This is a genomic window from Paenibacillus humicola (assembly GCF_028826105.1).
In the GTDB taxonomy this organism is placed as follows: Bacteria; Bacillota; Bacilli; order Paenibacillales; family Paenibacillaceae; genus Paenibacillus_Z; species Paenibacillus_Z humicola.
On record NZ_JAQGPL010000001.1, the window covers coordinates 2,107,065 to 2,130,596 of the forward strand.

A 23,532-nucleotide genomic window follows, 5' to 3' on the forward strand; every position below is an offset into this window, starting at 1 on the left:
GGCTTGAACGTTAACGTTCCGGCTTTAGTCCGGTTTTTTAAGCAGGCGAATGAAGAAACATAGGTCAAAATACCGGGATAGACTTCAATCTTGTGGATGCGCCGGAGAACGATTATTGTATATAGGAGAGACAGAAAGGCAGGTCGACACAATGGCGCTCAATTTTCATCAGCTCCATATTTTCTATACCGTGGCAGAGAAGGGAAGCTTTTCGGCCGCGGCGGCCGCGCTCCATATGACGCAGCCCGCGGTGACGATGCAGGTGCAGTCGCTTGAGGATTATTTCGGCACGAAGCTGCTGCAGCGATCCACCAAAAAGATCGAACTGACCGAGGCGGGCAGAGCGCTCATGCCCTACGCGCAGCGAAGCATCGAGCTGATTCGCGAGACCGACGCGCAGATGTCCAAGTTTACGACGCAGCTTAAGGGCCGGCTTCAGCTTGGCGCCAGCCTGACGATCGGCGAATATATTTTGCCGCGCCTGCTCGGGCCGTTCGGGCAGCAGTTTCCGCATATCGCGATCAGCATGAAAGTGATGAATACAACCCAGATCATGGACGAAATCGTAAATCACCAGCTGAATTTCGGCCTGATTGAAGCGCCGGTCAACCATCCGGACATGCATATGGAAGCGGTTATGAGCGACGAGCTGATGCTGATTGTAAGCAAATCGCATCCGCTTGCCGATCGGGAGGAGGTCGAGCTGGCCGAAGTACTGAAATACCCGTTCGTGCTGCGCGAGCAGGGCTCGGGCACCCGCCAGGTGATGGAGGACGGACTGCGCAGCCGGAACTTCGACCCGGCGGATATGAAAATCATTATGGAGCTCGGCAGCACCGGAGCCGTAAAATCGGCGGTCGAGGCCGGTCTCGGCGTTTCTTTCGTATCCGCTTCGTCCGTCAAGCACGAGGTCGCCCTTGATCTGATCCGTACGATTCCGATCAAAGGGGCCGGCTTCAAACGGCAGTTTTATTCGATTTATTTGAAATCCGCGCTGCTGCCGATCTCGGCGGTGACGTTTCTCACTTTTCTGAGAGAGAGGGATTTGCAGCAATGGCTCTGAATCAAGCCGATCTTCATACGCATACGACCGCTTCGGACGGCACGCAGCGGCCGGCGGACAACGTTCGCATGGCGGCGGAGAAAGGCCTCGCCGCGATCGCGATTACCGATCACGATACGGTAGACGGCATCGCGGAAGCGATGGAGGCCGGCGCCGCGCTCGGCGTGATCGTGGTGCCGGGCGTCGAAATCAGCACCTCGGCCGGCGGCCGGGACATCCATATGCTCGGCTATTTTATCGACTGGCAAAACGAAGGGTGGCGGGAAAAGCTGGCCGGTCAGCTCCGGGTCCGCGATAAACGGAATGAGCTGATCGTCGCAAAGCTGCGGGAGCTGGGCGTCGCGATCACCATGGAGGAAGTGACGGCCGAAGCGCGAAGCCGGGGCAAGGAAGGCGGCTCGATCGGCCGGCCTCATATCGCCGCGGTCCTGCTGGCCAAAGGCGCCGTTCGTTCGATGCAGGAAGCGTTCGACCGTTATTTGGGGGAAGACGGGCTGGCTTACGTCAACCCGCCTCGGCTGCATCCGTTCGAAGCGGTTGACTGGATTCGCGAAGCGGGAGGAACAAGCGTCATCGCGCATCCGGGCTTGTACGGCGACGACGATCTGGTCGAGGATATCATCCGTTACGGAGCCCAAGGGATCGAGGTCTACCATTCGGACCACGGCGCGGAGGAGGAGGCACGCTACGCCGGACTGGCCGCAAAATACGGGCTGATCGCAACCGGCGGCTCCGACTTTCACGGCGAACGCAACGGCGTCGTCTTTCACGGCGCGATCGGCAGCCGGACGGTCGGCGTTTCGGTCGTGGACCGGCTGAATCCCGCCTTGAGAGACTGAACCTTCCGGTTACCGCTCGCTGCATGGTCATAAGCTGCTTCGGCCCTGGGCGGGATACGGAGCAATTCCTTTCTATAACCGGGACTGCGATGCAGGTTCGCCTCCAGCCCCGTTGCCATCCTGCAGAGATGGCCGTTTGCCGGGAGGCCGACAGCGTCAGGTCTTGATTTGCGAAGGCAGCTCTTTCATACGCTGTTCATCCGGTGTGATGAACAGCGTTTTTTGATGGTCGTAAATGACGAACCCCGGCTTGGCGCCGCTCGGTTTCTTGACATAGCGGACGAGCGTGTAGTCGACGGGCACGAGGCTGGACGATTTCGCCTGGCTGAAATGCGCGGCCAGCATCGCCGCTTCCTCGAGCGTCGCATCGCCGAATTCCGCTGCGCGAATGACGACGTGGGAACCGGGGATGTCCTTCGTATGCAGCCATGTATCGCCGGGCGCAGCCACCTTGTTCGTCAGAAAATCGTTCTGCGTATTGTTTTTCCCGACGTAGATCGGCACTCCTTCGGAGGATGTGTAGCAGAGCAGCGACGGGCGGGCCGGCTTGCGCCGCTTGGCACCGCGTTTGGCGCGGTCCCGCAAATAGCCCTGCTCCACGAGCTCCTCGCGGATCTCGTCGATGTCCGCCAGCGAAGCGCTGTCCAGCTGCTGCAGCAGCCCTTCCAAATAAAGCTGCTCCTTGCGCGTTTCATCCATCTGTTCGGCCACGACGGTCAGGCTGTTTCGCTGCTTCATATATTTTTTGAAGTAGCGCTGCGCATTTTCCGATGGCGTAAGCTGCGGGTCGAGCGCAATCCGGATAACCGGCTGATCCTCATCGTAATAATTGACCGTCTCGACAAATTCGTCGCCCCGCTCGACCGTGTGCATGCATGTCGTCAGCAGCTCGCCGAGCACGCGGTATTGATCGGCTCCCCGTGCTTCCTCGATCGTTTCCTGCAGCTTGGCCAGTTTTTTCTCGTTCTTCTGCCGCTCGTTCTGGAGGAAGCGAATCAGGTCGGATACCCGCTGCTTTACCGTATCCCGCTCGGCTTTGTCGCCGTAAAAAGCTTCCAGGCAGACGCTGACCGAAGCGAACGTTTCCGCGGTGCCGGACAGGTGGCTCAGGCCGGTGACCGAAAAGAAGGATTTGCCTGACGGTTCGGATGTTACGATTTGCGGCTCGTACCGGTGCGCCGCAAGCGGCTCCATCATCCCGCGAAACGCATCCCACATCGCAGACGCTGATTCCGGCGCTTCGGCTTCGGCCCGCAAGCGCATTGCGCGGAAGACGATCTCCTTCGCCAGCAGCGGGCTGAGGCCGCTGAACGCGGCGACGAGCAGCTTGTCCGGTGCGGGAGCGGCATCGGAAGAAGCGGCAGAAGCTTCTTCGGCTGCATGCTGCGCTTCCGCCGTACGACGGAGCGCGGCGGTGAAGGCCGCTTCGTCCAGCGCCTCAAACGGGTCGGTTTTCCCCTGCTCGGGCGGCGCGGTATAGGCCGTGCCCGGCATAACGACCCGGTAGCTGCTGATCGCCGGGGTGACGTGGTGGATGCCGTCGTGGATGAGATTCGTTCGTGGGTCGAGCAAAATGATGTTGCTGTGCCGTCCCATCAGCTCGACGACGACCGTTTTCAGCGAAATGTCGCCCAGCTCGTCGCGCTGCCGGACATCGATGCGGAGGATGCGCTCATTGCCGACCTGCCGCACGGCTTCAATGACGCCGCCTTCGCAGTACTTGCGCATCAGCATGCAGAACATCGGCGCTTCGAGCGGATTGACGAAGGTTTGTTCCGTCCAGTGAACGCGGGGATAAGTCGGATTGGCGGACAGCAGCAGCCTGCCGGAAACGGAGCCGCCGCGGATTTGCAGCACGAGATCGTGACCGGTCGGCTGATGAATTTTATGAATGCGCGCGCCGGCGCAAGCTTCAAGCTCGCGCACGACAGCGCGGGTAACGATACCGTCGAGTGACATAATTAGAGCTCCTCAAAGTTTTTTGCGATACTTCTTCGAATAAGCTTCTGCGCGAGCAAAAAACTCGCTTCGGAAGCATAGACTACGTTTTTTGCGATACTTCTCCGAATAAGCTTCCGCGCGAGCAAAAAACTCGCTTCGAAAGCATGGGCTTGGGTAGACGCGCAAATGCGCGGCTGCCCGCCCGTCTCCCTATCATGCCATAGATGGGACAAAAACTTAAGCCCCGCTTGGGATATTTTGCAGTTTGTCCGAATATGTTTAGGCATGAAGGCTGTCCGTCAGGCGGCAAGTAACGGGAGGGAGACGGGGCATGGAACAACGGAAGTGGCATCAAATGGAAAAAGCCGAGCTGGCACAAACGCTGCAGGCATCGTTCGAAACGGGCCTGGCGCCGGACGAAGCGGCCGCGCGGCTGCAGCAGGCCGGCCGCAACGAACTGTCGGAGGGGAAAAAAATCTCCCCGCTCGCGCTGTTTTTCGGTCAATTTAAAGATTTCATGGTCCTGGTGCTGATGGGGGCCACGCTCATATCCGGACTCCTTGGCGAATATCTGGATGCCATCACGATCATCGCGATCATTATTTTGAACGCCATTCTCGGATTTATTCAGGAATTCCGGGCGGAGCGTTCGCTGAGGGCGCTGAAGGCGCTGTCCGCGCCGGGGGCCAAAGCGCTGCGCGCCGGCGAAGTCGTTGCGCTTCCGGCAAGCGAGCTCGTTCCGGGCGATCTCGTGCTGCTCGAAAGCGGAGACCGGATTCCGGCGGACGTCCGGTTTATCGAAGCAAACAGCTGTTACGTCGAGGAGTCGGCCTTAACCGGCGAATCGGTTCCCGTCGGGAAGAATTGCGATCCGATCGCGGAAGAGGACATTTCGCTCGGCGATATGCGAAACGTCGGCTTTATGGGCACGATGGTGACGCGCGGTACGGCAAAAGGCGTCGTCATCCGCACCGGCATGAGCACAGAGATGGGAAAAATCGCCGATCTCATCCAGCAGACCGAATCGATGGAAACGCCGCTACAGCACCGGCTGGAGCAGCTTGGAAAAATATTGATCGTCGTCGCGCTCGGGCTTACCGTCATGGTCGTGCTGGCCGGCATCCTGCACGGGCAGCCGGCGTACGAAATGTTTTTGGCCGGCGTCAGCCTCGCCGTCGCCGCGATACCGGAGGGGCTTCCGGCAATCGTGACGATCGCGCTTGCGCTCGGCGTGCAGCGGATGATCAAGCGGCGGGCCATCGTGCGGAAGCTGCCGTCCGTCGAGACGCTCGGCTGCGCATCGGTGATCTGTTCGGATAAAACGGGAACGCTGACGCAGAACAAAATGACGGTGACGCGCCTGTGGCTTGGCGGCAGCGAGCTGGAAGTCACCGGCGACGGGTACGAGCCTTCGGGCGCCGTCTTCAAGAACGGCGAGCCGGTCGAGTTCAAGCACGATCAGCAGCTGCGCAGACTGCTGCAGGTCGCGGCCCTTTGCAACAACGCAACGATTCAAAAAATCGAAACCGCGGCCGAGCCGAAAAAGAAGAAAGGGAAAGAGCCGGACGTACACGAAGAGTGGGTCTTGAAGGGGGATCCGACGGAGGGCGCGCTTGTCGCGCTGGCGGCCAAGCTGGGCGTCTCGTCCAAGTCGCTGGAAAGCTTATACAAGCGCGAGAAGGAATATCCGTTCGACTCGGAACGAAAACGAATGTCGGTGCTCGTCGCCCATCAAGGGGGACGGCTGATCTGCACCAAAGGCGCGCCGGATATGCTGATGGAGCAGTGCACCTACGTGCTTTGGGACGGTAAAGTCGTACCGTTCACGACAACGCTCAAGCAGCGGGCGCTCAAAGCGGCCGAAGCGATGGCCGGCTCCGCGCTCAGGGTGCTCGGCTTCGCGTACCGCGATCTGAAGTCGTACGATGCGACCGAGGTGGAGGGCGACGTCGAATGCCAGCTGATCTTCATCGGGCTTGCGGGTATGATCGATCCGCCGCGCCGGGAAGTGCGGGATGCGATCGCCACGTGCCGCCGCGCCGGCATCAAGACGGTCATGATTACGGGCGATCACCAGCTGACCGCGGAAGCGATCGCCGGCCAGCTCGGCATTATGCCGCGGGGCGGCCTCGCGATCAGCGGACGGCAGCTGGCGGCGATGAGCGACGAGCAGCTGGACCGGCAGATCGACAACATTTACGTCTATGCGCGCGTATCGCCGGAGCATAAGCTTCGCATCGTCAAGGCGCTGCAAAACAAGGGCCATGTCGTCGCGATGACGGGAGACGGCGTGAACGACGCGCCGGCGATCAAAGCGGCGGACATCGGCATCGCGATGGGCATCACCGGTACGGACGTCTCGAAGGAAGCATCCTCGCTCGTGCTCGGCGATGACAACTTCGCCACCATCGTGGCGGCGATCGAGGAAGGCCGGGGCATCTATGAAAATATCCGCAAATTCATCCGCTATTTGCTCGCTTCCAACGTCGGCGAAATATTGACGATGTTCCTGGCGATGATGGCGGGGCTACCGCTTCCGCTCGTGCCGATCCAAATCCTGTGGGTAAACCTGGTGACGGACGGCCTGCCGGCGATGGCGCTCGGCGTCGACCAGGCGGAGAAGGATTTGATGCAGCAGAAACCGCGGCAGGCGAAGGAAAATATATTCGCCCGAAGGCTGGGCTGGAAAATCGTCAGCCGCGGCATTCTGATCGGCGTCTGCACTTTGGCGGCTTTTTGGCTTACGCTCCGCCAATCCAATCTGATCGAGGCGCAGACGGTCGCATTCGCAACCTTGGTCATGGCTCAGCTGATCCATGTCTTCGACTGCCGAAGCTCGCGTTCGATCTTCCACCGGAACATGTTCCAAAACAAATATTTGCTGTTTGCGGTGCTGTCGTCGGTGCTGCTCATGCTCGGCGTGCTGTATATACCGTCCCTTCAGCCAATTTTCAAAACCGTGCCGCTCGGGTTCCGCGAATGGTGCCTGGTCATCGTTGCGGCGGGCATCCCGACATTTTTCATGGGGATCGGCAGTGTCCTCGGCACGACGGACAAAAAGAAGAAGCGCACGTTCCGCTCCAAGCCTGCAATGCGCTGACTACGAGCCGCCGGATCGGCCGATCCGGCGGTTTTGACTGCTTCCGGATGTCTGGAGCCCTCGAGGTCTCCGCAGGGGGGTTGTGGGGGGCTCCTTTGTGCTTGAAAGTACAAATTATCCACCAATTTATCAATAGCCATTCCATGCGCTTTGCGGTATGCTAAAAGGATTAAAGACCTTCGACGGGTTACCGTTTCGAGCAAAGGGAGTGCAAACGAATGAACTTTACGAAAATGCATGGACTGGGCAACGATTTCATTATCGTCGCGGGCGAGCAGGCGCTGCCGGAGGGCGTCTCGGACTTGGCGGAGCGCCTGTGCAACCGCTTCTTCGGCATCGGAGCGGACGGGCTTGTATACATTTTGCCCTCCGAGAAAGCCGACTTCCGCATGCGGATCATCAATTCCGACGGGTCGGAGGCGGAGCAGTGCGGCAACGCCATTCGCTGCGTCGCCAAATATGTGTATGACAACGGCTTGACCGATAATACCGAGCTTACGATCGAAACGCTTGGCGCCGGCGTGCAGAAGGTCGTGCTGACGGTCGAGGACGGCAAAACGAAAACCGTCCGCGTCGATATGGGCGAGCCGATTTTGAACGGGCTGCAGGTGCCGACGACCATCGACGCCGAGCCTGTGCTCAACGCCAAGGTCGAGGCGGACGGCCGCGAATTTCTATTCACCGCCGTTTCGATGGGCAACCCGCACTGCGTCATCTTTGTCGACGATGCCGTCAATTTCGACCTGCATACCTGGGGACCGAAGCTGGAAGTGCATCCGCTGTTCCCGCGCAAAATCAACGTGGAGTTCGTCACCGTTCGCTCGCGCGATTACGCGGACATGCGCGTCTGGGAACGCGGCGCGGGCCCGACGCTCGCCTGCGGAACGGGAGCGTGCGCGACGCTTGTCGCCTCGGTGCTGAACGGGAAGACGGACCGAAAGGCGACCGTCTCGCTGAAAGGCGGCGACCTGCTGATCGAGTGGAACGAGTCGGACAATCATGTTTACATGACCGGACCCGCAGCCGAAGTTTACCGCGGCACCTTGTAAACCGAACGAGAAGGAGTTTTGGAGAATGAAACCGGATTTGCGGAAAGCGCTCGAAGCGCGGATCTTGACCGGTGACGGCGCGATGGGCACTTATCTCTACCATATGGGTTATCCGATTGGCGTCTCCTACGAGGAATACAACACGATCCGGCCGGACGTTATCGAAGGCGTCCACCGCCGGTACTACGAAGCGGGAGCCAGGGTGATCGAGACCAACACGTTTTCCGCGAATGCCGAAAGCTTGTCCAAATACGGCCTGGAATCGGAAGTGGCCGCAATCAACCGGGCGGGAGTGCGCGTCGCGCGGGGCGCGGTCGGTCCGGACGCCTACGTGGTCGGAGCTGTCGGCTCGATGAGGGCGGGCAAGCGGAAAAATATTCGGCCGACCCAGCTCGAGCAGTCGTTTTTCGTGCAGATCGAGGCGCTCCTGACGGAGGGCGCGGACGGGATCCTGCTGGAAACGTTCTACGATTTGGAGGAAATGCGGCTTGCGCTGCAGGTCGCGCGGCGCATGTCGGCGGACGTTCCGGTCATTTGCCAGTTCGCAATCGAAAGGGAAGCCCGCACGCAGGACGGGTATCCGCTGGCGGAAGCGTTCGAACGGCTGAAGGAGGACGGCGCGGACGTCGTCGGCTTCAACTGCCGGAGCGGACCGATGGGCATCCTGCGGGCGATCGATTCGATCGAAGGCGGCATCCCGCTGCCGCTGTCCGTTTTTCCGAACGCCGGCATTCCGGATTATGTGGACGGCAAATACATGTATACGTCCACGCCGGAATATTTCGCCGAATACGCGCTGAAATTCGCGGATCGCGGCGCGCGCATCATCGGCGGCTGCTGCGGCACGACGCCGGAGCATATTGCGGCGATCGCGAAGGCGCTCGAAGGGTACGAGCCAAGGCCGGTTCCGCCGGATGCGGCCGGCGTCGCCCCGGCGCCGCCGCGGCCGGTCGTTACGATTGCCGGCAGGCCGGACCGGGAGCCGGAGGCGGACGGCGCGAAGCCGCCGGAAGCGCAGGAGCCGACGATCGTCGAGCTGGTCAAACGGCGTCACACCGTCATCGTCGAGCTTGATCCGCCGCGCGACCTCGATATCCGCAAGTTTATGAGCGGCGCCGCAGCCCTGAAAGCGGCAAGAGCGGATGCGCTGACGATGGCGGACAACTCGCTGGCCGTGACGCGCATGAGCAATCTCGCGCTCGCATCGCTCGTCCAGCAGCGCATCGGACTGCGGCCGCTCGTCCATATCGCCTGCCGCGACCGCAACCTGATCGGCTCGCAGTCGCATATGATGGGGCTCGATGCGCTCGGCATCGACCACGTGCTTGCCGTAACCGGCGATCCGGCCCGCTTCGGCGATCTGCCGGACTCGAGCTCGGTATACGATTTGACCTCGTTCGAGATGATCCGGATGATCAAGCAGCTGAACGAAGGCATCTCCTTTTCGGGAAAGCCGCTGAAGCAGCGGGCCGGATTTATCGTCGGGGCGGCGTTCAACCCGAACGTCAAATATTTGGACAAGGCCATTGCGCGGCTCGAGCGCAAAATCGAATCCGGCGCCGACTATATCATGACGCAGCCGGTTTATGACCGCGAGCTGATCGCGAAGCTGGCGAAAGCGACGAAGCACCTGTCCGTGCCGATTTTCGTCGGTATTATGCCCCTCGCCAACGGCAGGAACGCGGAATATCTGCACAACGAGGTGCCGGGCATCCAGCTGTCGGACGATGTACGCAGCCGGATGGCGGGGCTCGAAGGAGAAGCCGGGCGCGCCGAGGGCGTGCGCATTGCGGAGGAGCTTCTCGACGCGGCGATGGACCATTTTAACGGTATCTATCTGATTACGCCGTTTCTGGCATTCGATATGACCGTGAAGCTGACCGAATACGTATGGAGAAAAACGGGCCGCTGATGCAAAGCTCGGTTTTTCTCTTGTTTTCGCAATAACACTTGTTCGCAGATCGAAAATGAATTAGAATAGAGCAATGGATGCACTTGCCATGCCGGTTTGTTGCGCGTATGGGGCGGGCTCGTCTCAGATTTTCCCCGTGCAGCGGGTGCCGCCGGAATGCCGAACGTATGCTCCGGACTTTTTTCGTCAAGAATAGTGCAATGGTTCTGTCGTTTTTTCCAGTATCCGGCAGGATGAAATCAACGATTCTTGCGTTCATCGATAGATCATGAATCTTGCAGGAGAAGTACGAGAGAGACCGGAGGGGGAACCTGACATGGCGATCAAACTCATTAATATCGGCTTCGGGAACATCGTTTCCGCCAATCGCATCATTTCTATCGTAAGTCCTGAATCCGCTCCGATCAAACGGATCATTCAGGAAGCGCGCGACCGCCATATGCTCATCGATGCGACCTACGGACGGCGCACGCGTGCTGTCATTATTACGGACAGCGACCATGTTATCCTGTCGGCGGTGCAGCCGGAGACGGTCGCCCATCGGCTTTCGACCAAGGATGACGATCACGACGAATAATGACGGGGAGTATTATGAACAAAGGATTGCTTGTAGTGTTATCCGGTCCGTCGGGCGTAGGGAAGGGAACGGTTTGCTCCGTGCTGCGGCGCAAACAAGCCGATCTCGTCTATTCCGTTTCGGCGACGACGAGGGCGCCGCGCCAGGGCGAAATCGATGGCATCAACTACTTTTTCAAAACCAGAGAGCAGTTTCAGGACATGATCGCCACGGACGCCCTGCTGGAGTATGCCGAATATGTCGGCAATTACTACGGAACGCCGAGGGATTTCGTGGAACGGACCCTTTGTGCCGGCAAGGACATCATTCTTGAAATCGAAGTGCAAGGCGCGCTGAAGGTGAAGGAGAAGTTCCCGGAGGGCGTCTTTATTTTCCTGCTGCCGCCGTCGCTCGACGAGCTGAAGCAGCGCATCACGGGCAGAGGGACCGAGGCCGCGGAGGTCATCGATCACCGGATGTCCGTGGCGATGGAAGAAATGAACCTGATTCAATATTACGATTACGCCGTCGTCAACGATGAGATTGATGCGGCTTGCCATCGGATACAAAGCATCATAACGGCGGAGCACTGCCGCAAGGACCGGTTTTTGGCCGGGCTGGAGGCAGCGAAGGAAGCGTCGAAAAAAGCCTAGAGCGGGGTGAGTGAAATTGTTATATCCTTCCATTGATGAAATGATGAAAAAAGTGGACAGTAAATATTCGCTCGTGGTCGCCGCATCGCGCCGCGCGCGAATGCTGCGGGACGGTACGAAATCGGAGCTGCGCTCGCCGAAGTCTCATAAATATGTCGGTGTCGCGCTGGAGGAAATTTACCACGACGTCGTCCAGGTAGAGACCGGGCCGGGCAACGGCAGCAAGGAATAAAGGCGAAGAGCCGCTGATAACAACCCTCGGGGTTGTTATTTTTTTCATCTTCATGACGACCTCATTTCAGGAGAAGGAGCGGATGTTCATGCTGCGCGGAAAAACGATCGTGCTTGGTATTTCCGGTGGAATCGCCGCCTATAAGGCTGCGGCGCTCTGCAGCAAATTGAAGCAGGAGGGCGCGGATGTCCGGGTGATCATGACCGAAGCCGCAGCGAAATTTATCGCTCCGCTGACGCTGCAGACGCTGTCGCGCCACCAGGTCTATCTCGATACGTTCGACGAACGCGACCCCGGCGTCGTTTCGCATATCGACCTGGCCGACAGTGCCGATCTGGTCGTCGTCGCTCCTGCAACCGCGAATATCATCGCCAAGATGGCGGGCGGACTCGCGGACGACATGCTCAGCACGACGCTGCTGGCGACGACCGCGCCGGTGCTCGTGGCGCCGGCGATGAACGTGCATATGTATGCGCATCCGGCGGTGGAGCGCAACATGGCGCTGCTGGCTGAACGCGGCGTGCGGTTCATCGAGCCGGGCACCGGGCAGCTCGCCTGCGGTTACGTCGGCAAAGGGCGGCTGGCCGAGCCGGAGGAAATCGTGCTTGCCGTTCGGAGCTGGTTCACGCAAAGCGCCGAGCTTGCGGGCCGCAAAATCGTCGTCACTGCGGGCGGGACGGTGGAACGGCTGGACCCGGTCCGCTACCTGACCAACGATTCCTCGGGCAAAATGGGCTTTGCCGTTGCCGAAGCCGCGGCGCTGCGCGGGGCGGACGTGACGCTGATCGCGGCCCGCACAAGCGATGCTCCGCCTGAAGGCGTCCGGCTGGTCCGCGTCGAATCGGCGGAGCAGATGCTGCAGGCGGTGCTCGCGGAATACGAAGACGCCGACGTCGTCGTCAAGGCGGCCGCGGTCGCCGATTACCGCCCCGTCGCCCGGTCGGTGAATAAAATCAAAAAAAGCGGCGAACGGCTTGTGCTTGAGCTGGAACGGACGGCCGACATTTTGCAGACGCTGGGCGAGCGCAAAACGCATCAGGTGCTGGTCGGCTTTGCAGCCGAAACGGAGCGGCTGGAGCATTACGCGATGGACAAGCTGCAGCGCAAAAACTGCGATTTTCTCGTCGCGAACGACGTATCCCGGGAAGGCGCAGGCTTCAACGTCGACACCAATATCGTGAACATATACGGGCCGCAGGGGCTGATCGAAACGCTGCCGCTCATGCGCAAGCGGGAAGCGGCGGACCGGCTGCTGACGCTCGTTGCCGCTAAGCTGGCGGAGAAGGAGCGCGGCGAATGATCGCCAAGGTCATCGTCGACGTGCCGAGCCGTCAAACGGACCGGCCGTTCGATTACATGGTGCCGGAGGCGATGAAAGGCTGGGTAGAGTCGGGAAGCCGCGTCGGCGTGCCGTTCGGCGGACGCGTGCTGCAGGGCTTTGTGGTCGGGCTTACGGAAACGGCCGAGGTGGACCGTTCGAAGCTGAAGGCGATTGCGGAGCTGCTCGATCCGATGCCGCCGCTTTCGGCCGATTTGATCGAGCTTGCGCGGTGGGTCAGCGACAAATACTGCTGCGCGATGACGACGGCGCTGCAGGCGATGATTCCGGCGGCGCTGAAAGGCAAGGCGGAGACGTACGTATCGATTGCGGAGGAGGACGCTCCGTCTCCCGGCGGCCTTCTGCCGTTTGGCGGGGACTGGCTCGAATATGTGCGGCGCGCCGGCGAAACGGTCCGGCTCTCCCTGCTGCAGGAGCGATTTCCGGATGCGGCCGGCGAAGTGAAAGAGGCGATTCGCAGCGGCTTTCTGCTGGAACGCGTCTCGATTCGCGACCGGCTGGCCGTCCGCAAGGTGGCGACCGTTTTTCCGCCGGCCGACCGGGCCGCCGCTGCGGAGGCGTTGGCGTCGTTTCCGCCGCGGGCGGCGAAGCAGCGCGATGTGCTGCGTTTTATGCTGGAACGCGGCGAGCCGGCTGCGCTGCAAACGGTGCTGCGGGAGGTCGGGACGTCGGCTTCCGTCGTGAAGGCGCTCGCCGGGAAAGGCTGGGTGACGATCGGCGAGGTCGAGCAGGATCGCGATCCGTTTGCCGGCCGGACGGTTGCGAGAACCGCGCCGCTTGCGCTGACGGCGAGCCAGCAGGCGGTGTACGAACCGATCGCCGAGGCGGTAAAGGAGCGCGCGGCGAAAATTTTTCTGCTGCACGGCGTGACCGGCAGCGGCAAGACCGAGGTCTATTTGCAGGCGATCGACTGCTGCCTGCAAACCGGCCGGCAGGCCATCGTGCTCGTGCCGGAAATTTCGCTGACGCCGCAAATGGTCGAGCGGTTCAAGGGCCGCTTCGGAGAGGCCGTCGCCGTACTTCACAGCCGGCTTTCGAGCGGCGAGCGCTACGACGAATGGCGCAAAATCCGGGAACGGCGCGCGCAGGTCGCCGTCGGCGCCCGCTCGGCGATTTTCGCTCCGTTCGAGCGGCTCGGCCTCATCATTATCGACGAGGAGCACGAATCGTCCTATAAGCAGGAGGAGAGCCCGAAATATCATGCCCGCGACGTCGCCGTGCGCCGGGCGCGCCAGCACGGCGCGGCCGTCGTGCTTGGCTCGGCGACCCCGTCGCTGGAAAGCTACTCGGCGGCTTCAAGGGGGACCGCGCTGGAGCGGGAACGGGCAGCGGCGGCGGCGGTTCGCGGAACGGACGCCGAGACGGGCAAGCCCGGCGGGATGGGCGCCGCTGCGGAAGCGGCGCGATTGGCCGGCGGGAAGCCGGGCGCGCCTGCCTCTTCGGGCCCGGCGTCCGGCTCGGAACCGGCCGCATCCGTAAGGATGGCGGGAAGTGCCGGGGCTGGGGCTGGGGCAGCCCCCTCGGCGCGAATCGGGATCGGCGCAGGCGATGCGGCCGCGCAGCCGGCTGCCGCGTCAGCGGACCGGTTCCCCGCGCTGCTGCCGCTGCCCGAGCGCGTGGGAGGCAGGCCGATGCCGCCCGTTCATCTCGTCGATATGCGCGCCGAGCTGAAGGACGGCAACCGCTCGATGTTCAGCCGCCGGCTGCACGACGCGCTGCAGGCGCGGCTCGAACGCGGCGAGCAGGCGGTGCTGCTGCTGAACCGCCGGGGCTATTCGACGTTTGTTATGTGCCGCTCGTGCGGTTTTACCGCCCTGTGCCCACACTGCGACATTTCGCTCACCTATCACCAGAAAACGCGCGCGCTTCGCTGCCACTATTGCGGACACGCCGAACAGGCGCCGGCCAAGTGCCCTTCGTGCGACAGCGAGCATATCCGCTTTTTCGGCACGGGAACGCAGCGCGTCGAGGAGGAGCTGTCGAAGCTGTTTCCCGGCATCCGCGTCATTCGGATGGACGTCGACACGACGACCGAGAAAGGCTCGCACGAAAAATGGCTGACCTTGTTCGGGAACCGCAAGGCCGACGTCCTGCTCGGCACGCAAATGGTGGCGAAGGGGCTCGATTTCCCATATGTTACGTTAGTGGGCGTCATCGCGGCGGACACGTCGCTGCATCTGCCCGATTTTCGCGCCGCGGAGAAAACGTTCCAGCTGCTTACGCAGGTGGCGGGACGGGCGGGACGTCACGAGCTGCCCGGCGAGGTCGTCGTGCAGACATACAACCCCGAACATTATGCGGTGACGGCCGCGCAGCGGCACGATTACGAAGCTTTCGTGCAGGAGGAGCTGAATCACCGGCGGTTCATGACGTACCCGCCCTTTTGCCGGCTCATTCTGATTACGCTGTCGCACGAGCAGCTGCCGCTTTTGATAGCGACGGGCGAGAAATTCGCCAAGCTGCTGGGCGAGGCCGCTTATGAGGAAGGCGTTCCGTCCTCGGAAGGGGGAGGAGCGCGCTTCGTCGATATTCTCGGCCCGGTTGCTTCGCCGATTCCGAGGATGAAAGATCGCTATCGTTTTCAATGTATGGTAAAATATCGTGGACATGTCGACGCCGTCGGCATGGTAAAACGGGCGATTTCCGCGCTTGCCGGCCCGCAGGGTCAGCCTCCCGTGCAGCTGAGCGTGGACGTGGACCCGCAGATGATTTTATAGCCGGCATGTGGAGGGAACGAACGTGGCCATCAGACTGATTGTGAAAGACCCCGACCCCGTTCTGCGGGAGAAAGCGGTGGAAGTGAAAAAATTTAACGCCAATTTGCATAAATTGCTGTCCGATATGGCGGAAACGATGTACGACGCGGACGGCGTCGGCCTTGCGGCTCCCCAGATCGGTATCTCGAAGCGGGTGATCGTCGTCGACGTCGGCGACGATCACGGACTGATCGAGATGGTCAATCCGGTTATCGTGGAGCGCGAAGGCGAGCAGCTCGGGCCCGAAGGCTGCCTCAGCATTCCGAATCTGAACGGCGACGTGCGTAGGGCGCAGCGGATCAAGGTCAAAGGCTTCGACCGGAACGGAGCGCCGATCGAGCTGGAGGCGGCCGATTTTCTCGCCCGCGCCTTCCAGCACGAAATCGATCACTTGAACGGCGTGCTGTTTACCGATATTGCGGACGCGGTGTACGACGCTTCGGAACGGCCGCGCAAGCGCGGGGAGTGAGCGCATGAAAATCGTATTTATGGGAACGCCGGAATTTGCGGTGCCTTCTCTGCAGGCGCTGCTCGACGCGGGTCATGATATCGCGCTTGTCGTCACCCAGCCTGACCGTCCGAAAGGCCGCAAAAAAACGCTGACGCCGCCTCCTGTCAAGGAAGCGGCGCTTTCGCACGGTCTGCAGGTCGCGCAGCCGGTCAAGCTGCGCGGGTCGGAGACGGTGCAGGCGATCGCGGAGCTGCGCCCGGATTTGATCGTGACGGCCGCATACGGGCAAATCCTGCCGCGTGCGGTGCTCGATATTCCGAGTCTCGGCTGCATCAACGTGCACGGCTCGCTGCTGCCACGCTACCGCGGCGGCGCACCGATTCAGCGCGCAATCATGAACGGCGAGAAAGCGACGGGCGTGACGATCATGTACATGGCCGAGGGGCTCGATACCGGTGATATGATCAGCCGCGTGGAGGTGCCGATCACGGACGAGGACACGTCCGGAACGGTGTTCGCGAAGCTGAGTCTCGCCGGTGCCAGACTGCTGACGGAGACGCTGCCGGCGATCGAGAACGGAACGGCCGCGGCGGAGAAGCAGAACGAAGCGGAAGCGACATACGCGCCGAACCTGACCCGCGAGGACGAGCGGATCGACTGGAGCCGCCCGGCGCGGAGCCTGTATAACCAGGTGCGGGGCTTGTCGCCGATGGCCGGCGCGTTTACGCTGTGGAACGGCGAGCCGTTCAAGGTTTGGGGCTGCCGGCCGTGCGGCGGCGGAAGCGCCGGAGCGCAGCCGGGCGAAGTGCTGGAGGCGTCGCCCGAACCCGGCATCGTCGTGCAGACCGGCGACGGCGCGCTCGCGCTGACCGTCATCCAGCCTGCCGGGAAGAAGGCGATGCCGGCGGAGGAATGGCTGAAAGGCGCGCGTATTTCACCGGGAGCCGTATTCGGCGGAGACGAAGCGTGAAGGGCCGGCGGAGCTCCGGTGGGCCGGAATCGACAGGCGGCGGCCGGTCCGCCGGCGGGGTGAATGGCGGCGTGCGCGCCGATACGAAGCGCAAGCGGCATCCGGCGGGCGGCGGCCCCGGCGATGCCCGAACGCAAAGCGCCGGAGCGGACCGTCCCAGCTCCGGACGCCCCGGCTCCGGCCGCGATGGCCGGCAGCCGTCCGGGGATGCCGCCGGCCGCGCCAACCCGGGGGGCCGCGGTTCTTCCGCGGAAGGAGCCGCGGGCAGACGCGGCGTGCGCACCGCCCGCTCCGTGGCGCTCGATACGCTCGTGAAGGTCGCCGAAGCGGGCGCTTACAGCAACCTGCAGCTGAACAAGGCGCTGCAGGACGCGCAGCTGTCCCGCCAGGATGCGGCGCTGGCCACGGAGCTGGTCTACGGTACCATACAGCGGCAGCGCACGCTTGATTACCGGCTGGCCGCGCTCGTGTCCAAAGGACTGGACACGCTTGCGCCGTGGGTGCATCAGCTGCTCCGGCTCAGCGCTTATCAGCTGCTTTATTTGGACCGCATTCCGGCCCATGCGGCGGTGAACGAAGCGGTGCAGCTCGCCAAGCGGCGCGGGCATGCCGGCATTTCCGGCATGGTGAACGGGGTGCTGCGCAATATGGAGCGGCGGCTCGTCGAGTTGAAAGCTCCTGCTGCGGAGTCCGACCCGGCAATGCGAATCGGCCTTACGCATTCGTATCCGGACTGGCTTGTCCGCCGCTGGATCCGGCAGTTCGGCATCGAGACGGCCGAGGCCATCTGCGCGGCCGGCAACGAGCCGCCGCATGCGAGCGTGCGCGTTAACCGGCTGCGGATGACGCGCGATGAGGCGATCGCGGCACTTGCCGCGGCCGGCATTGCGGCCCGCGAATCGCCGGTGGCGCCGGCCGCGGTGATCGCCGAAGGAGCGGGCAATTTGGCGCAAACGGAAGGTTTCGCGAAGGGCGACTGGACGATGCAGGATGAGAGCTCGATGCTCGTAGCCGAAATTTGCGCGCCGGCTCCCGGCATGCGCGTGCTCGACTGCTGCTCCGCGCCGGGCGGCAAAGCGACGCATCTCGGCGAGCTGATGGGCGACCGGGGCGGCATTGTCGCGAACGATGTGCACCCGCACAAGCTGAAGCTGATCGAAGACAACGCGCGGCGGCTCGGACTCCGCTCGATCGACGCCGTCGCCGGCGATGCGCTTGCGCTGGCCGGACGCTTCGAGCCGGGCTCGTTCGACCTCGTGCTGCTGGACGCGCCGTGCAGCGGCCTCGGCGTCATCCGGCGCAAGCCGGAGATCAAGTGGACGAAGACCGAAGGCGATATCCGCGATATCGCGGCGCTGCAAAGCCGGCTGCTGGACGAGGCGGCCCGGATGGTGAAGCCGGGCGGCATTCTTGTGTACAGCACCTGCACGATCGAACGGGAGGAGAACGGCGGGCAGATCCGTTCGTTTCTGGAGCGCAACCGCGGGTTTCGGGCGGATGTGAACTGGCCGCAGCCGGTGCTCGAACCGCTGCGCGAACGAGGCGTCATCGGCGAAGGCTTCGACGGGACGGCTCAGCTGCTGCCGCACCATTTCGGCAGCGACGGCTTTTATATCGCCCGCATGAAGCGCGAGGACTGACGGCAGGAAACGCTTCCCCGCCCCAATAGACAAGCTTCGGCGCCCATGACGGCCTTTGTGGCCTGCCATGGGCGTTTGTGGTAAAATAGGCGATGTCGGGCGTGAAAACGTCCCTAAACCATTTTCAGGAAACAGGTGTAAAACCGATGAAACCGTTCATCTACGACTATACGCCGGATCAGCTTCAAGATTGGATGAAAGCGAACGGGGAGCCCGCGTTCCGCGGCGCCCAGCTGTTCGATTGGCTTTATGTAAAGCGGGTCAAAAGCTTCGACGACATGACCAATCTGCCCAAAACGCTGCGGCAGAAGCTTGAGGACCATTTTCAATTCGTTACGCTCACCGAAATTACGCGGCTGGAGTCGAAGGACGGCACCGTCAAATTTTTGTTCGGGCTGCATGACAGCCACGCGATCGAAACGGTGATCATGCGCCACAATTACGGCAACAGCATCTGCGTCACGACGCAGGTCGGCTGCCGGATCGGCTGCACCTTCTGCGCATCCACGCTCGGCGGTTTGAAGCGCAATCTGACGGCGGGCGAAATCGTCGCACAGGTCGTTACGGCGCAGCAAATGCTCGATGCTTCGGGCGAGCGCGTCTCGAGCATCGTCATTATGGGCTCCGGCGAGCCGTTCGAAAATTACGACGCGACCATGGACTTTCTGCGCATTATGATTCACGAGAAGGGGCTCAACATCGGCCAGCGGCATATTACGGTATCGACCAGCGGAATCGTGCCGAGCATCTACAAGTTCGCGGAAGAGAATACGCAGATCAATTTGGCCATTTCGATCCATGCTCCGAACGATACGCTTCGCTCGAAGCTGATGCCGGTCAACCGGCGTTTTCCGTTCGAGGAAGTGATGGAGGCGTGCCGCTACTACATTGCCAAAACCGGCCGGCGGATCACGTTCGAATACGCGCTGATCGGCGGCGTCAACGACCAAAGCGAGCATGCGGAGGAGCTTGCCGACGTGCTGCAGGGGATGCTCTGCCACGTCAACCTGATCCCGGTCAACTATGTGCCGGAGCGGGATTACGTGCGGACGCCGCGCGAACAAATCTTTGAGTTTCACCGCATTTTGGAACGGAAAAAAATCAATGCCACGATCCGCAGAGAGCAGGGACACGACATCGCAGCGGCTTGCGGACAATTGCGCGCGAAACATATGGAGTCTACGGCGGGGTGATCGTGTGATGAAAATAGCAGTTCGGACCGATATCGGACGCATCCGGCTCCGAAACGAAGACCGCGGCTTTGCCGAGGAGACCGACAGCGGCCTGACCGTCGCCATTTTGGCGGACGGGATGGGCGGCCATCAAGCCGGTGACGTGGCGAGCCAGCTAGCGCTCGATACGATTCTGGGCGTCGTCCGCGGCGGCGCCTCCGGGGCGCTTTCGATCCATGAGCGCAAAACGCTTATCCGCCAGGCGATCCTGGAGGCGAACGAAGTCGTGTACGACACCGCCGCGCAAAACGAGCAGTACCGGGACATGGGCACGACCATCGTCGTGGCGCTGCTGCAGGCGGAAGACGGCGTCATCGGTCATATTGGCGACAGCCGTGCGTACAAATGGAGAGAAGGGGTGCTGTCCCAGCTGACGACCGATCATACGTTCGTCAACGAGCTCGTCAAGTCGGGACAGATTACGGCGGAAGAAGCGATCCATCATCCCCGCCGGAACGTCATCACGAGAGCGCTCGGCACCGACGAGCAGGTTGAGGCGGACGTCCGCGGCATTCCGTGGACAAGCGGCGATATGCTGCTTTTGTGCAGCGACGGGCTTACCGACATGGTCAGCGACGCGGACATCGCCGAGACGCTCGTCTCCAGCGAGCTTGATCTGGACGGCAAGGCGGACAAGCTCGTTTCGCTTGCGCTCGAGGCCGGAGGAGACGACAATATCACGGTGATCCTGCTGGATCATGCCGGCGCCGCGGAACAAGGGGAGTGAGCGACATGATTGGACACGAATTGGCGGGGCGTTACGAGATCCTTGACCGTATCGGCGGGGGCGGCATGGCGCTCGTCTATAAGGCTCACGATGTGCTCCTGAACCGGAAAGTGGCGGTGAAGGTGCTGCGTCAGCAGTTTGTGCACGACGAGGAATTCATTCGCCGCTTCCGGCGGGAAGCCCAGTCGGCCGCGGCGCTCTCCCATCCGAATGTCGTCAGCATTTACGATGTCGGGCAGGAAGAAGACATCCATTATATTGTGATGGAATATATCGACGGCAGCAATTTGAACGAAATCATTCAGGATCGGGCCCCGCTGCAAGCCGAAGAAGCGGTACGCATCGCCAGCCAGATTTGCGACGCGCTCGATCATGCACATCATAGCCAAATCATTCATCGCGATATTAAACCGCACAACATCCTGATCGGCAAAAACGGCCGCGTGAAGGTAACCGATTTCGGAATCGCGCGTGCCGTGACGTCGTCGACCATTACGCAAACCGGTTCGGTCGTCGGCTCCGTCCACTATTTTTCTCCGGAGCACGCCAAAGGCGTCAATACGGGGGAGAAGTCCGACCTGTATTCCCTCGGAATCGTGATGTACCAGATGCTGACCGGCCGCCTTCCGTTTCTCGGCGAAAGCCCGATCAGCGTCGCGCTGAAACATCTGCAGGAGACGTTTGAGGAGCCGCGGGAGGTCAACCCGTACATCCCGCAAAGCGTCGAAAATATCGTGCTGCGCGCGATGCGCAAAAATCCGCTTGAGCGCTACGCGTCGGCGGGTGAGATGCTGCGCGATTTGGAGACCTGCCTGCAGCCCGAGAGGCTAGACGAGCCGAAAATTTCGTTCGATCATTCGGATCTCGACGAGACGCGCGTTATGCCCGCAATCCGCGGCAGCATCGCGGATACCCCGCTCGGCGCGGCCAGAGCGGAAAAAGCGAAGGCCGAGGCCGAAGAACAGGACAATAAATGGGATTCAAGCGGCTTGGAGGAAAACCGCAAACGCAGATGGGTCAAGCCGGTCGTCACCGTCGGGGCTACGCTGCTCGTGATCGCGCTTGTTTTCTGGGGCGCCCAGACCGTGCTCGGCTGGTTCGACATTAAAGAGGTCGAGGTTCCGTACGTCGTGAACAAATCGGAGACGGATGCGCGTCAAATTTTGACCGATGCCGGGCTGAAGGTCCAAGAGCCGGTCGTCTATATGAATAACGATACCGTGCCCAAGGATTACGTGTACGACCAGTCCAAATCGAATCAGCGGGTGAAGGTCGGCTCCTTCATCCAGCTGTTTGTCAGCACCGGTCCTCAACTGGAAACCGCGGCCGATTACAAAGGGCAGTCGTACGAAGATGCCGTAACCGAGCTGCAGGCGCTCGGCGTAACCCCGGACCGGATTTCGCGGACACAGGACGCGTACAGCGACGAAGTTGATCCGGGAGCGATTATTTCGCAAACGCCGGCAGCGGGCCAGCAGTTCGATCCGAAAAAGGACAAGTTCGAGTTTACGGTCAGCAAAGGGAAAGAAACGTTCCCGATGCCGAATGTGGTCGGGATGACGCAGAAGGATGCAATCGATCTGCTGACGTCGAAAGGGCTCGTCGTGAAGGAATCGGACATCGTCCAGGAGAAAAGCTACAAGCCGCAGGGCGAGGTCATCCGGCAGGATCCGTATCAGGCGAACGACCAGGTTGCCAAAGGCTCGGGCGTGACGCTGACGGTCAGCTCCGGGCTGCCCGACGATGCAATTCAATATACGTTTAGCATCGTCATTTCACCGGCTCAAGCGGGCAAATCGAGCGAAATTCATATCGTTTATTCCGATGCGACGGGCGAGAATATCGATTGGGGCAAGAAAACGATCAACGATACGCAAACCTTCCAGGTGCCGGTCGTGCTTGCGCCGAATACGGAGGCGAAGGTAAGCATTTTCCGCGACGGCCAATTTGCCGATATGTTCTCGAAGACGTACGACGATGCGAAATCGGGTGTCGATTCGATGCCGAACACGATTCCGAGCATGGCGCCGGGCCAAGGAGAGACCGGCCAAACGGACGGCACGCAGGGGACAAACACGGATGGACAAAACACGGGAAACGGACAAAATACAGGAAACGGTACAGACAATGGACAACAACAACCGCAGCAGCCATAGCGAGGGCCCCATCGGACGAATCGTACGGGCGCTGAGCGGCTACTATTATGTTTTGCCGGAGCATGCCCCGCGAAACGAAGCGCCGATTCAATGCCGTGCACGCGGCATTTTCAAGAAGCGGGGCGAATCGCCGCTTGTCGGCGATCTCGTCCGGTTCGGCATCACGGAGAACGGCGAGGGCACGGTCGACGAAATTTTGCCGCGCTCCACGGAGCTGGTCCGGCCCCCGGTAGCGAACGTCGACCTGGCGATCCTCGTTTTTTCCGTCACGGAGCCGTCTTTGAATTTGCAGCTGTTGGATAAATTTCTCGCACATATTGAGCATTCGGGCATCGACGCGGTGCTTTGTCTCAGCAAGCGAGATTTGGCCGACGACGGCGAATTAGCGCCTGAAGCGGTGCGCGCGATCGAGGACGTCGTGCGGATTTACGAGCCGATCGGGTACGAGGTGCTGGTCACCAGCTCGAAGCGCGGCGAAGGAACGGAAGAGTTCGTACGGCGGCTGCAGGGGCATTTGGCCGTCTTTGCCGGCCAATCCGGCGTGGGCAAGTCGTCGCTGCTGAACGCGCTCGTTCCCGGACTGGCGCTGGAAACGAGCGAGATCAGCGCAAGGCTGGGAAGGGGCCGGCATACGACCCGCCATGTCGAGCTGATCGATATCGGCGGCGCATATGTGGCGGACACCCCGGGCTTCAGCCAACTCGATTTTGCGGAGCTCGGCATCGAAGAGCTCGGTAGCTGCTTCCGCGAAATGCGCGAGCTTGCGCCGCAGTGCAAATTTCGCGGCTGCACGCATCTCCGCGAACCCGGCTGCGCGGTTTTGGAAGCTTTGGAAGAAGGACGGATCGCCCCGAGCCGGCACGCCAATTACGTGCTGTTTATGGCGGAAATGAAAGAGAAAAAGCGGAGGTACTGA

At 61.2% G+C, this 23,532-nt stretch carries 18 protein-coding genes; 17 read left to right on the forward strand and 1 reads right to left on the reverse strand.

Annotated features, from left to right (window positions below):
- The first annotated feature begins 151 nt into the window (after window positions 1–151).
- Both PD282_RS09785 and PD282_RS09790 read left to right on the forward strand, forming a co-directional pair.
- Window positions 152–1,063, forward strand: coding sequence for a selenium metabolism-associated LysR family transcriptional regulator (locus PD282_RS09785; RefSeq protein ID WP_274650498.1), 912 nt, complete (start codon window positions 152–154; stop codon window positions 1,061–1,063).
- Entirely contained in the window at window positions 1,054–1,902 is an 849-nt protein-coding gene (locus tag PD282_RS09790) for a PHP domain-containing protein (RefSeq protein WP_274650499.1), read from the forward strand. The genes PD282_RS09785 and PD282_RS09790 overlap by 10 nt, the downstream gene beginning before the upstream one ends.
- A gap of 156 nt (window positions 1,903–2,058) precedes the next feature.
- Here PD282_RS09790 and PD282_RS09795 read toward each other — a convergent pair whose 3' ends face one another.
- A complete protein-coding gene (locus PD282_RS09795; protein WP_274650500.1) occupies window positions 2,059–3,861 on the reverse strand; it encodes an Rqc2 family fibronectin-binding protein in 1,803 nt (600 codons plus the stop codon).
- Between the two features lie 313 nt (window positions 3,862–4,174).
- On the opposite strand from PD282_RS09795, the gene PD282_RS09800 reads away from it, so the two are divergent.
- From PD282_RS09800 to rsgA, 15 genes are all read left to right on the forward strand, one after another.
- Window positions 4,175–6,943, forward strand: a complete 2,769-nt coding sequence (locus PD282_RS09800; RefSeq protein ID WP_274650501.1) for a calcium-translocating P-type ATPase, SERCA-type — start codon at window positions 4,175–4,177, stop codon at window positions 6,941–6,943.
- A 218-nt stretch (window positions 6,944–7,161) separates the two neighbouring features.
- Window positions 7,162–7,992, forward strand: coding sequence for a diaminopimelate epimerase (gene dapF, locus PD282_RS09805; protein ID WP_274650502.1), 831 nt, complete (start codon window positions 7,162–7,164; stop codon window positions 7,990–7,992).
- Window positions 7,993–8,017: 25 nt separating this feature from the next.
- On the forward strand, window positions 8,018–9,904 hold the full coding sequence (locus PD282_RS09810; protein ID WP_274650503.1) for a bifunctional homocysteine S-methyltransferase/methylenetetrahydrofolate reductase: 1,887 nt from the start codon (window positions 8,018–8,020) through the stop codon (window positions 9,902–9,904).
- Between the two features lie 316 nt (window positions 9,905–10,220).
- A complete protein-coding gene (gene remA, locus PD282_RS09815) occupies window positions 10,221–10,481 on the forward strand; it encodes an extracellular matrix/biofilm regulator RemA (protein ID WP_020615370.1) in 261 nt (86 codons plus the stop codon).
- A 14-nt stretch (window positions 10,482–10,495) separates the two neighbouring features.
- Window positions 10,496–11,113, forward strand: a complete 618-nt coding sequence (gene gmk / locus PD282_RS09820) for a guanylate kinase (RefSeq protein ID WP_274650504.1) — start codon at window positions 10,496–10,498, stop codon at window positions 11,111–11,113.
- Window positions 11,114–11,129: 16 nt separating this feature from the next.
- Window positions 11,130–11,345: a DNA-directed RNA polymerase subunit omega gene (gene rpoZ, locus PD282_RS09825; protein ID WP_274655139.1), complete on the forward strand. Its 216-nt coding sequence runs from the start codon at window positions 11,130–11,132 to the stop codon at window positions 11,343–11,345.
- Window positions 11,346–11,433: 88 nt separating this feature from the next.
- A complete protein-coding gene (gene coaBC, locus PD282_RS09830) occupies window positions 11,434–12,645 on the forward strand; it encodes a bifunctional phosphopantothenoylcysteine decarboxylase/phosphopantothenate--cysteine ligase CoaBC (protein ID WP_274650505.1) in 1,212 nt (403 codons plus the stop codon).
- Window positions 12,642–15,401 carry a replication restart helicase PriA gene (gene priA / locus PD282_RS09835; RefSeq protein ID WP_274650506.1) on the forward strand — a complete coding sequence of 920 codons (2,760 nt, stop codon included), beginning with the start codon at window positions 12,642–12,644 and terminating at the stop codon, window positions 15,399–15,401. Before coaBC ends, priA begins: the two co-directional genes overlap by 4 nt.
- A gap of 22 nt (window positions 15,402–15,423) precedes the next feature.
- Window positions 15,424–15,909, forward strand: a complete 486-nt coding sequence (gene def / locus PD282_RS09840; RefSeq protein ID WP_274650507.1) for a peptide deformylase — start codon at window positions 15,424–15,426, stop codon at window positions 15,907–15,909.
- A gap of 4 nt (window positions 15,910–15,913) precedes the next feature.
- The gene (gene fmt / locus PD282_RS09845) at window positions 15,914–16,861 is read left to right on the forward strand and encodes a methionyl-tRNA formyltransferase (RefSeq protein WP_274650508.1); all 948 of its coding nucleotides are present in this window, start codon (window positions 15,914–15,916) and stop codon (window positions 16,859–16,861) included.
- Window positions 16,858–18,501, forward strand: a complete 1,644-nt coding sequence (rsmB, locus tag PD282_RS09850; protein WP_274650509.1) for a 16S rRNA (cytosine(967)-C(5))-methyltransferase RsmB — start codon at window positions 16,858–16,860, stop codon at window positions 18,499–18,501. The genes fmt and rsmB overlap by 4 nt, the downstream gene beginning before the upstream one ends.
- A 146-nt stretch (window positions 18,502–18,647) precedes the next feature.
- Window positions 18,648–19,694, forward strand: coding sequence for a dual-specificity RNA methyltransferase RlmN (rlmN, locus tag PD282_RS09855; protein ID WP_274650510.1), 1,047 nt, complete (start codon window positions 18,648–18,650; stop codon window positions 19,692–19,694).
- Window positions 19,695–19,701: 7 nt separating this feature from the next.
- Window positions 19,702–20,460 carry a Stp1/IreP family PP2C-type Ser/Thr phosphatase gene (locus PD282_RS09860; protein WP_274650511.1) on the forward strand — a complete coding sequence of 253 codons (759 nt, stop codon included), beginning with the start codon at window positions 19,702–19,704 and terminating at the stop codon, window positions 20,458–20,460.
- Window positions 20,461–20,465: 5 nt separating this feature from the next.
- Window positions 20,466–22,616, forward strand: coding sequence for a Stk1 family PASTA domain-containing Ser/Thr kinase (gene pknB / locus PD282_RS09865; RefSeq protein WP_274650512.1), 2,151 nt, complete (start codon window positions 20,466–20,468; stop codon window positions 22,614–22,616).
- Entirely contained in the window at window positions 22,588–23,532 is a 945-nt protein-coding gene (gene rsgA / locus PD282_RS09870) for a ribosome small subunit-dependent GTPase A (RefSeq protein ID WP_274655141.1), read from the forward strand. The genes pknB and rsgA overlap by 29 nt, the downstream gene beginning before the upstream one ends.

Bases quoted from the DNA above. Each gene is read 5' to 3' on its own strand.
- pknB (WP_274650512.1), top strand. From the start codon at position 20,466: ATGATTGGACACGAATTGGCGGGGCGTTACGAGATCCTTGACCGTATC.
- PD282_RS09790 (WP_274650499.1), top strand. From the start codon at position 1,054: ATGGCTCTGAATCAAGCCGATCTTCATACGCATACGACCGCTTCGGAC.
- PD282_RS09860 (WP_274650511.1), top strand. From the start codon at position 19,702: ATGAAAATAGCAGTTCGGACCGATATCGGACGCATCCGGCTCCGAAAC.
- priA (WP_274650506.1), top strand. From the start codon at position 12,642: ATGATCGCCAAGGTCATCGTCGACGTGCCGAGCCGTCAAACGGACCGG.
- PD282_RS09795 (WP_274650500.1), bottom strand. From the start codon at position 3,861: ATGTCACTCGACGGTATCGTTACCCGCGCTGTCGTGCGCGAGCTTGAA.
- PD282_RS09785 (WP_274650498.1), top strand. From the start codon at position 152: ATGGCGCTCAATTTTCATCAGCTCCATATTTTCTATACCGTGGCAGAG.
- coaBC (WP_274650505.1), top strand. From the start codon at position 11,434: ATGCTGCGCGGAAAAACGATCGTGCTTGGTATTTCCGGTGGAATCGCC.
- remA (WP_020615370.1), top strand. From the start codon at position 10,221: ATGGCGATCAAACTCATTAATATCGGCTTCGGGAACATCGTTTCCGCC.
- PD282_RS09800 (WP_274650501.1), top strand. From the start codon at position 4,175: ATGGAACAACGGAAGTGGCATCAAATGGAAAAAGCCGAGCTGGCACAA.
- dapF (WP_274650502.1), top strand. From the start codon at position 7,162: ATGAACTTTACGAAAATGCATGGACTGGGCAACGATTTCATTATCGTC.
- rlmN (WP_274650510.1), top strand. From the start codon at position 18,648: ATGAAACCGTTCATCTACGACTATACGCCGGATCAGCTTCAAGATTGG.
- PD282_RS09810 (WP_274650503.1), top strand. From the start codon at position 8,018: ATGAAACCGGATTTGCGGAAAGCGCTCGAAGCGCGGATCTTGACCGGT.
- fmt (WP_274650508.1), top strand. From the start codon at position 15,914: ATGAAAATCGTATTTATGGGAACGCCGGAATTTGCGGTGCCTTCTCTG.
- gmk (WP_274650504.1), top strand. From the start codon at position 10,496: ATGAACAAAGGATTGCTTGTAGTGTTATCCGGTCCGTCGGGCGTAGGG.
- rsgA (WP_274655141.1), top strand. From the start codon at position 22,588: ATGGACAACAACAACCGCAGCAGCCATAGCGAGGGCCCCATCGGACGA.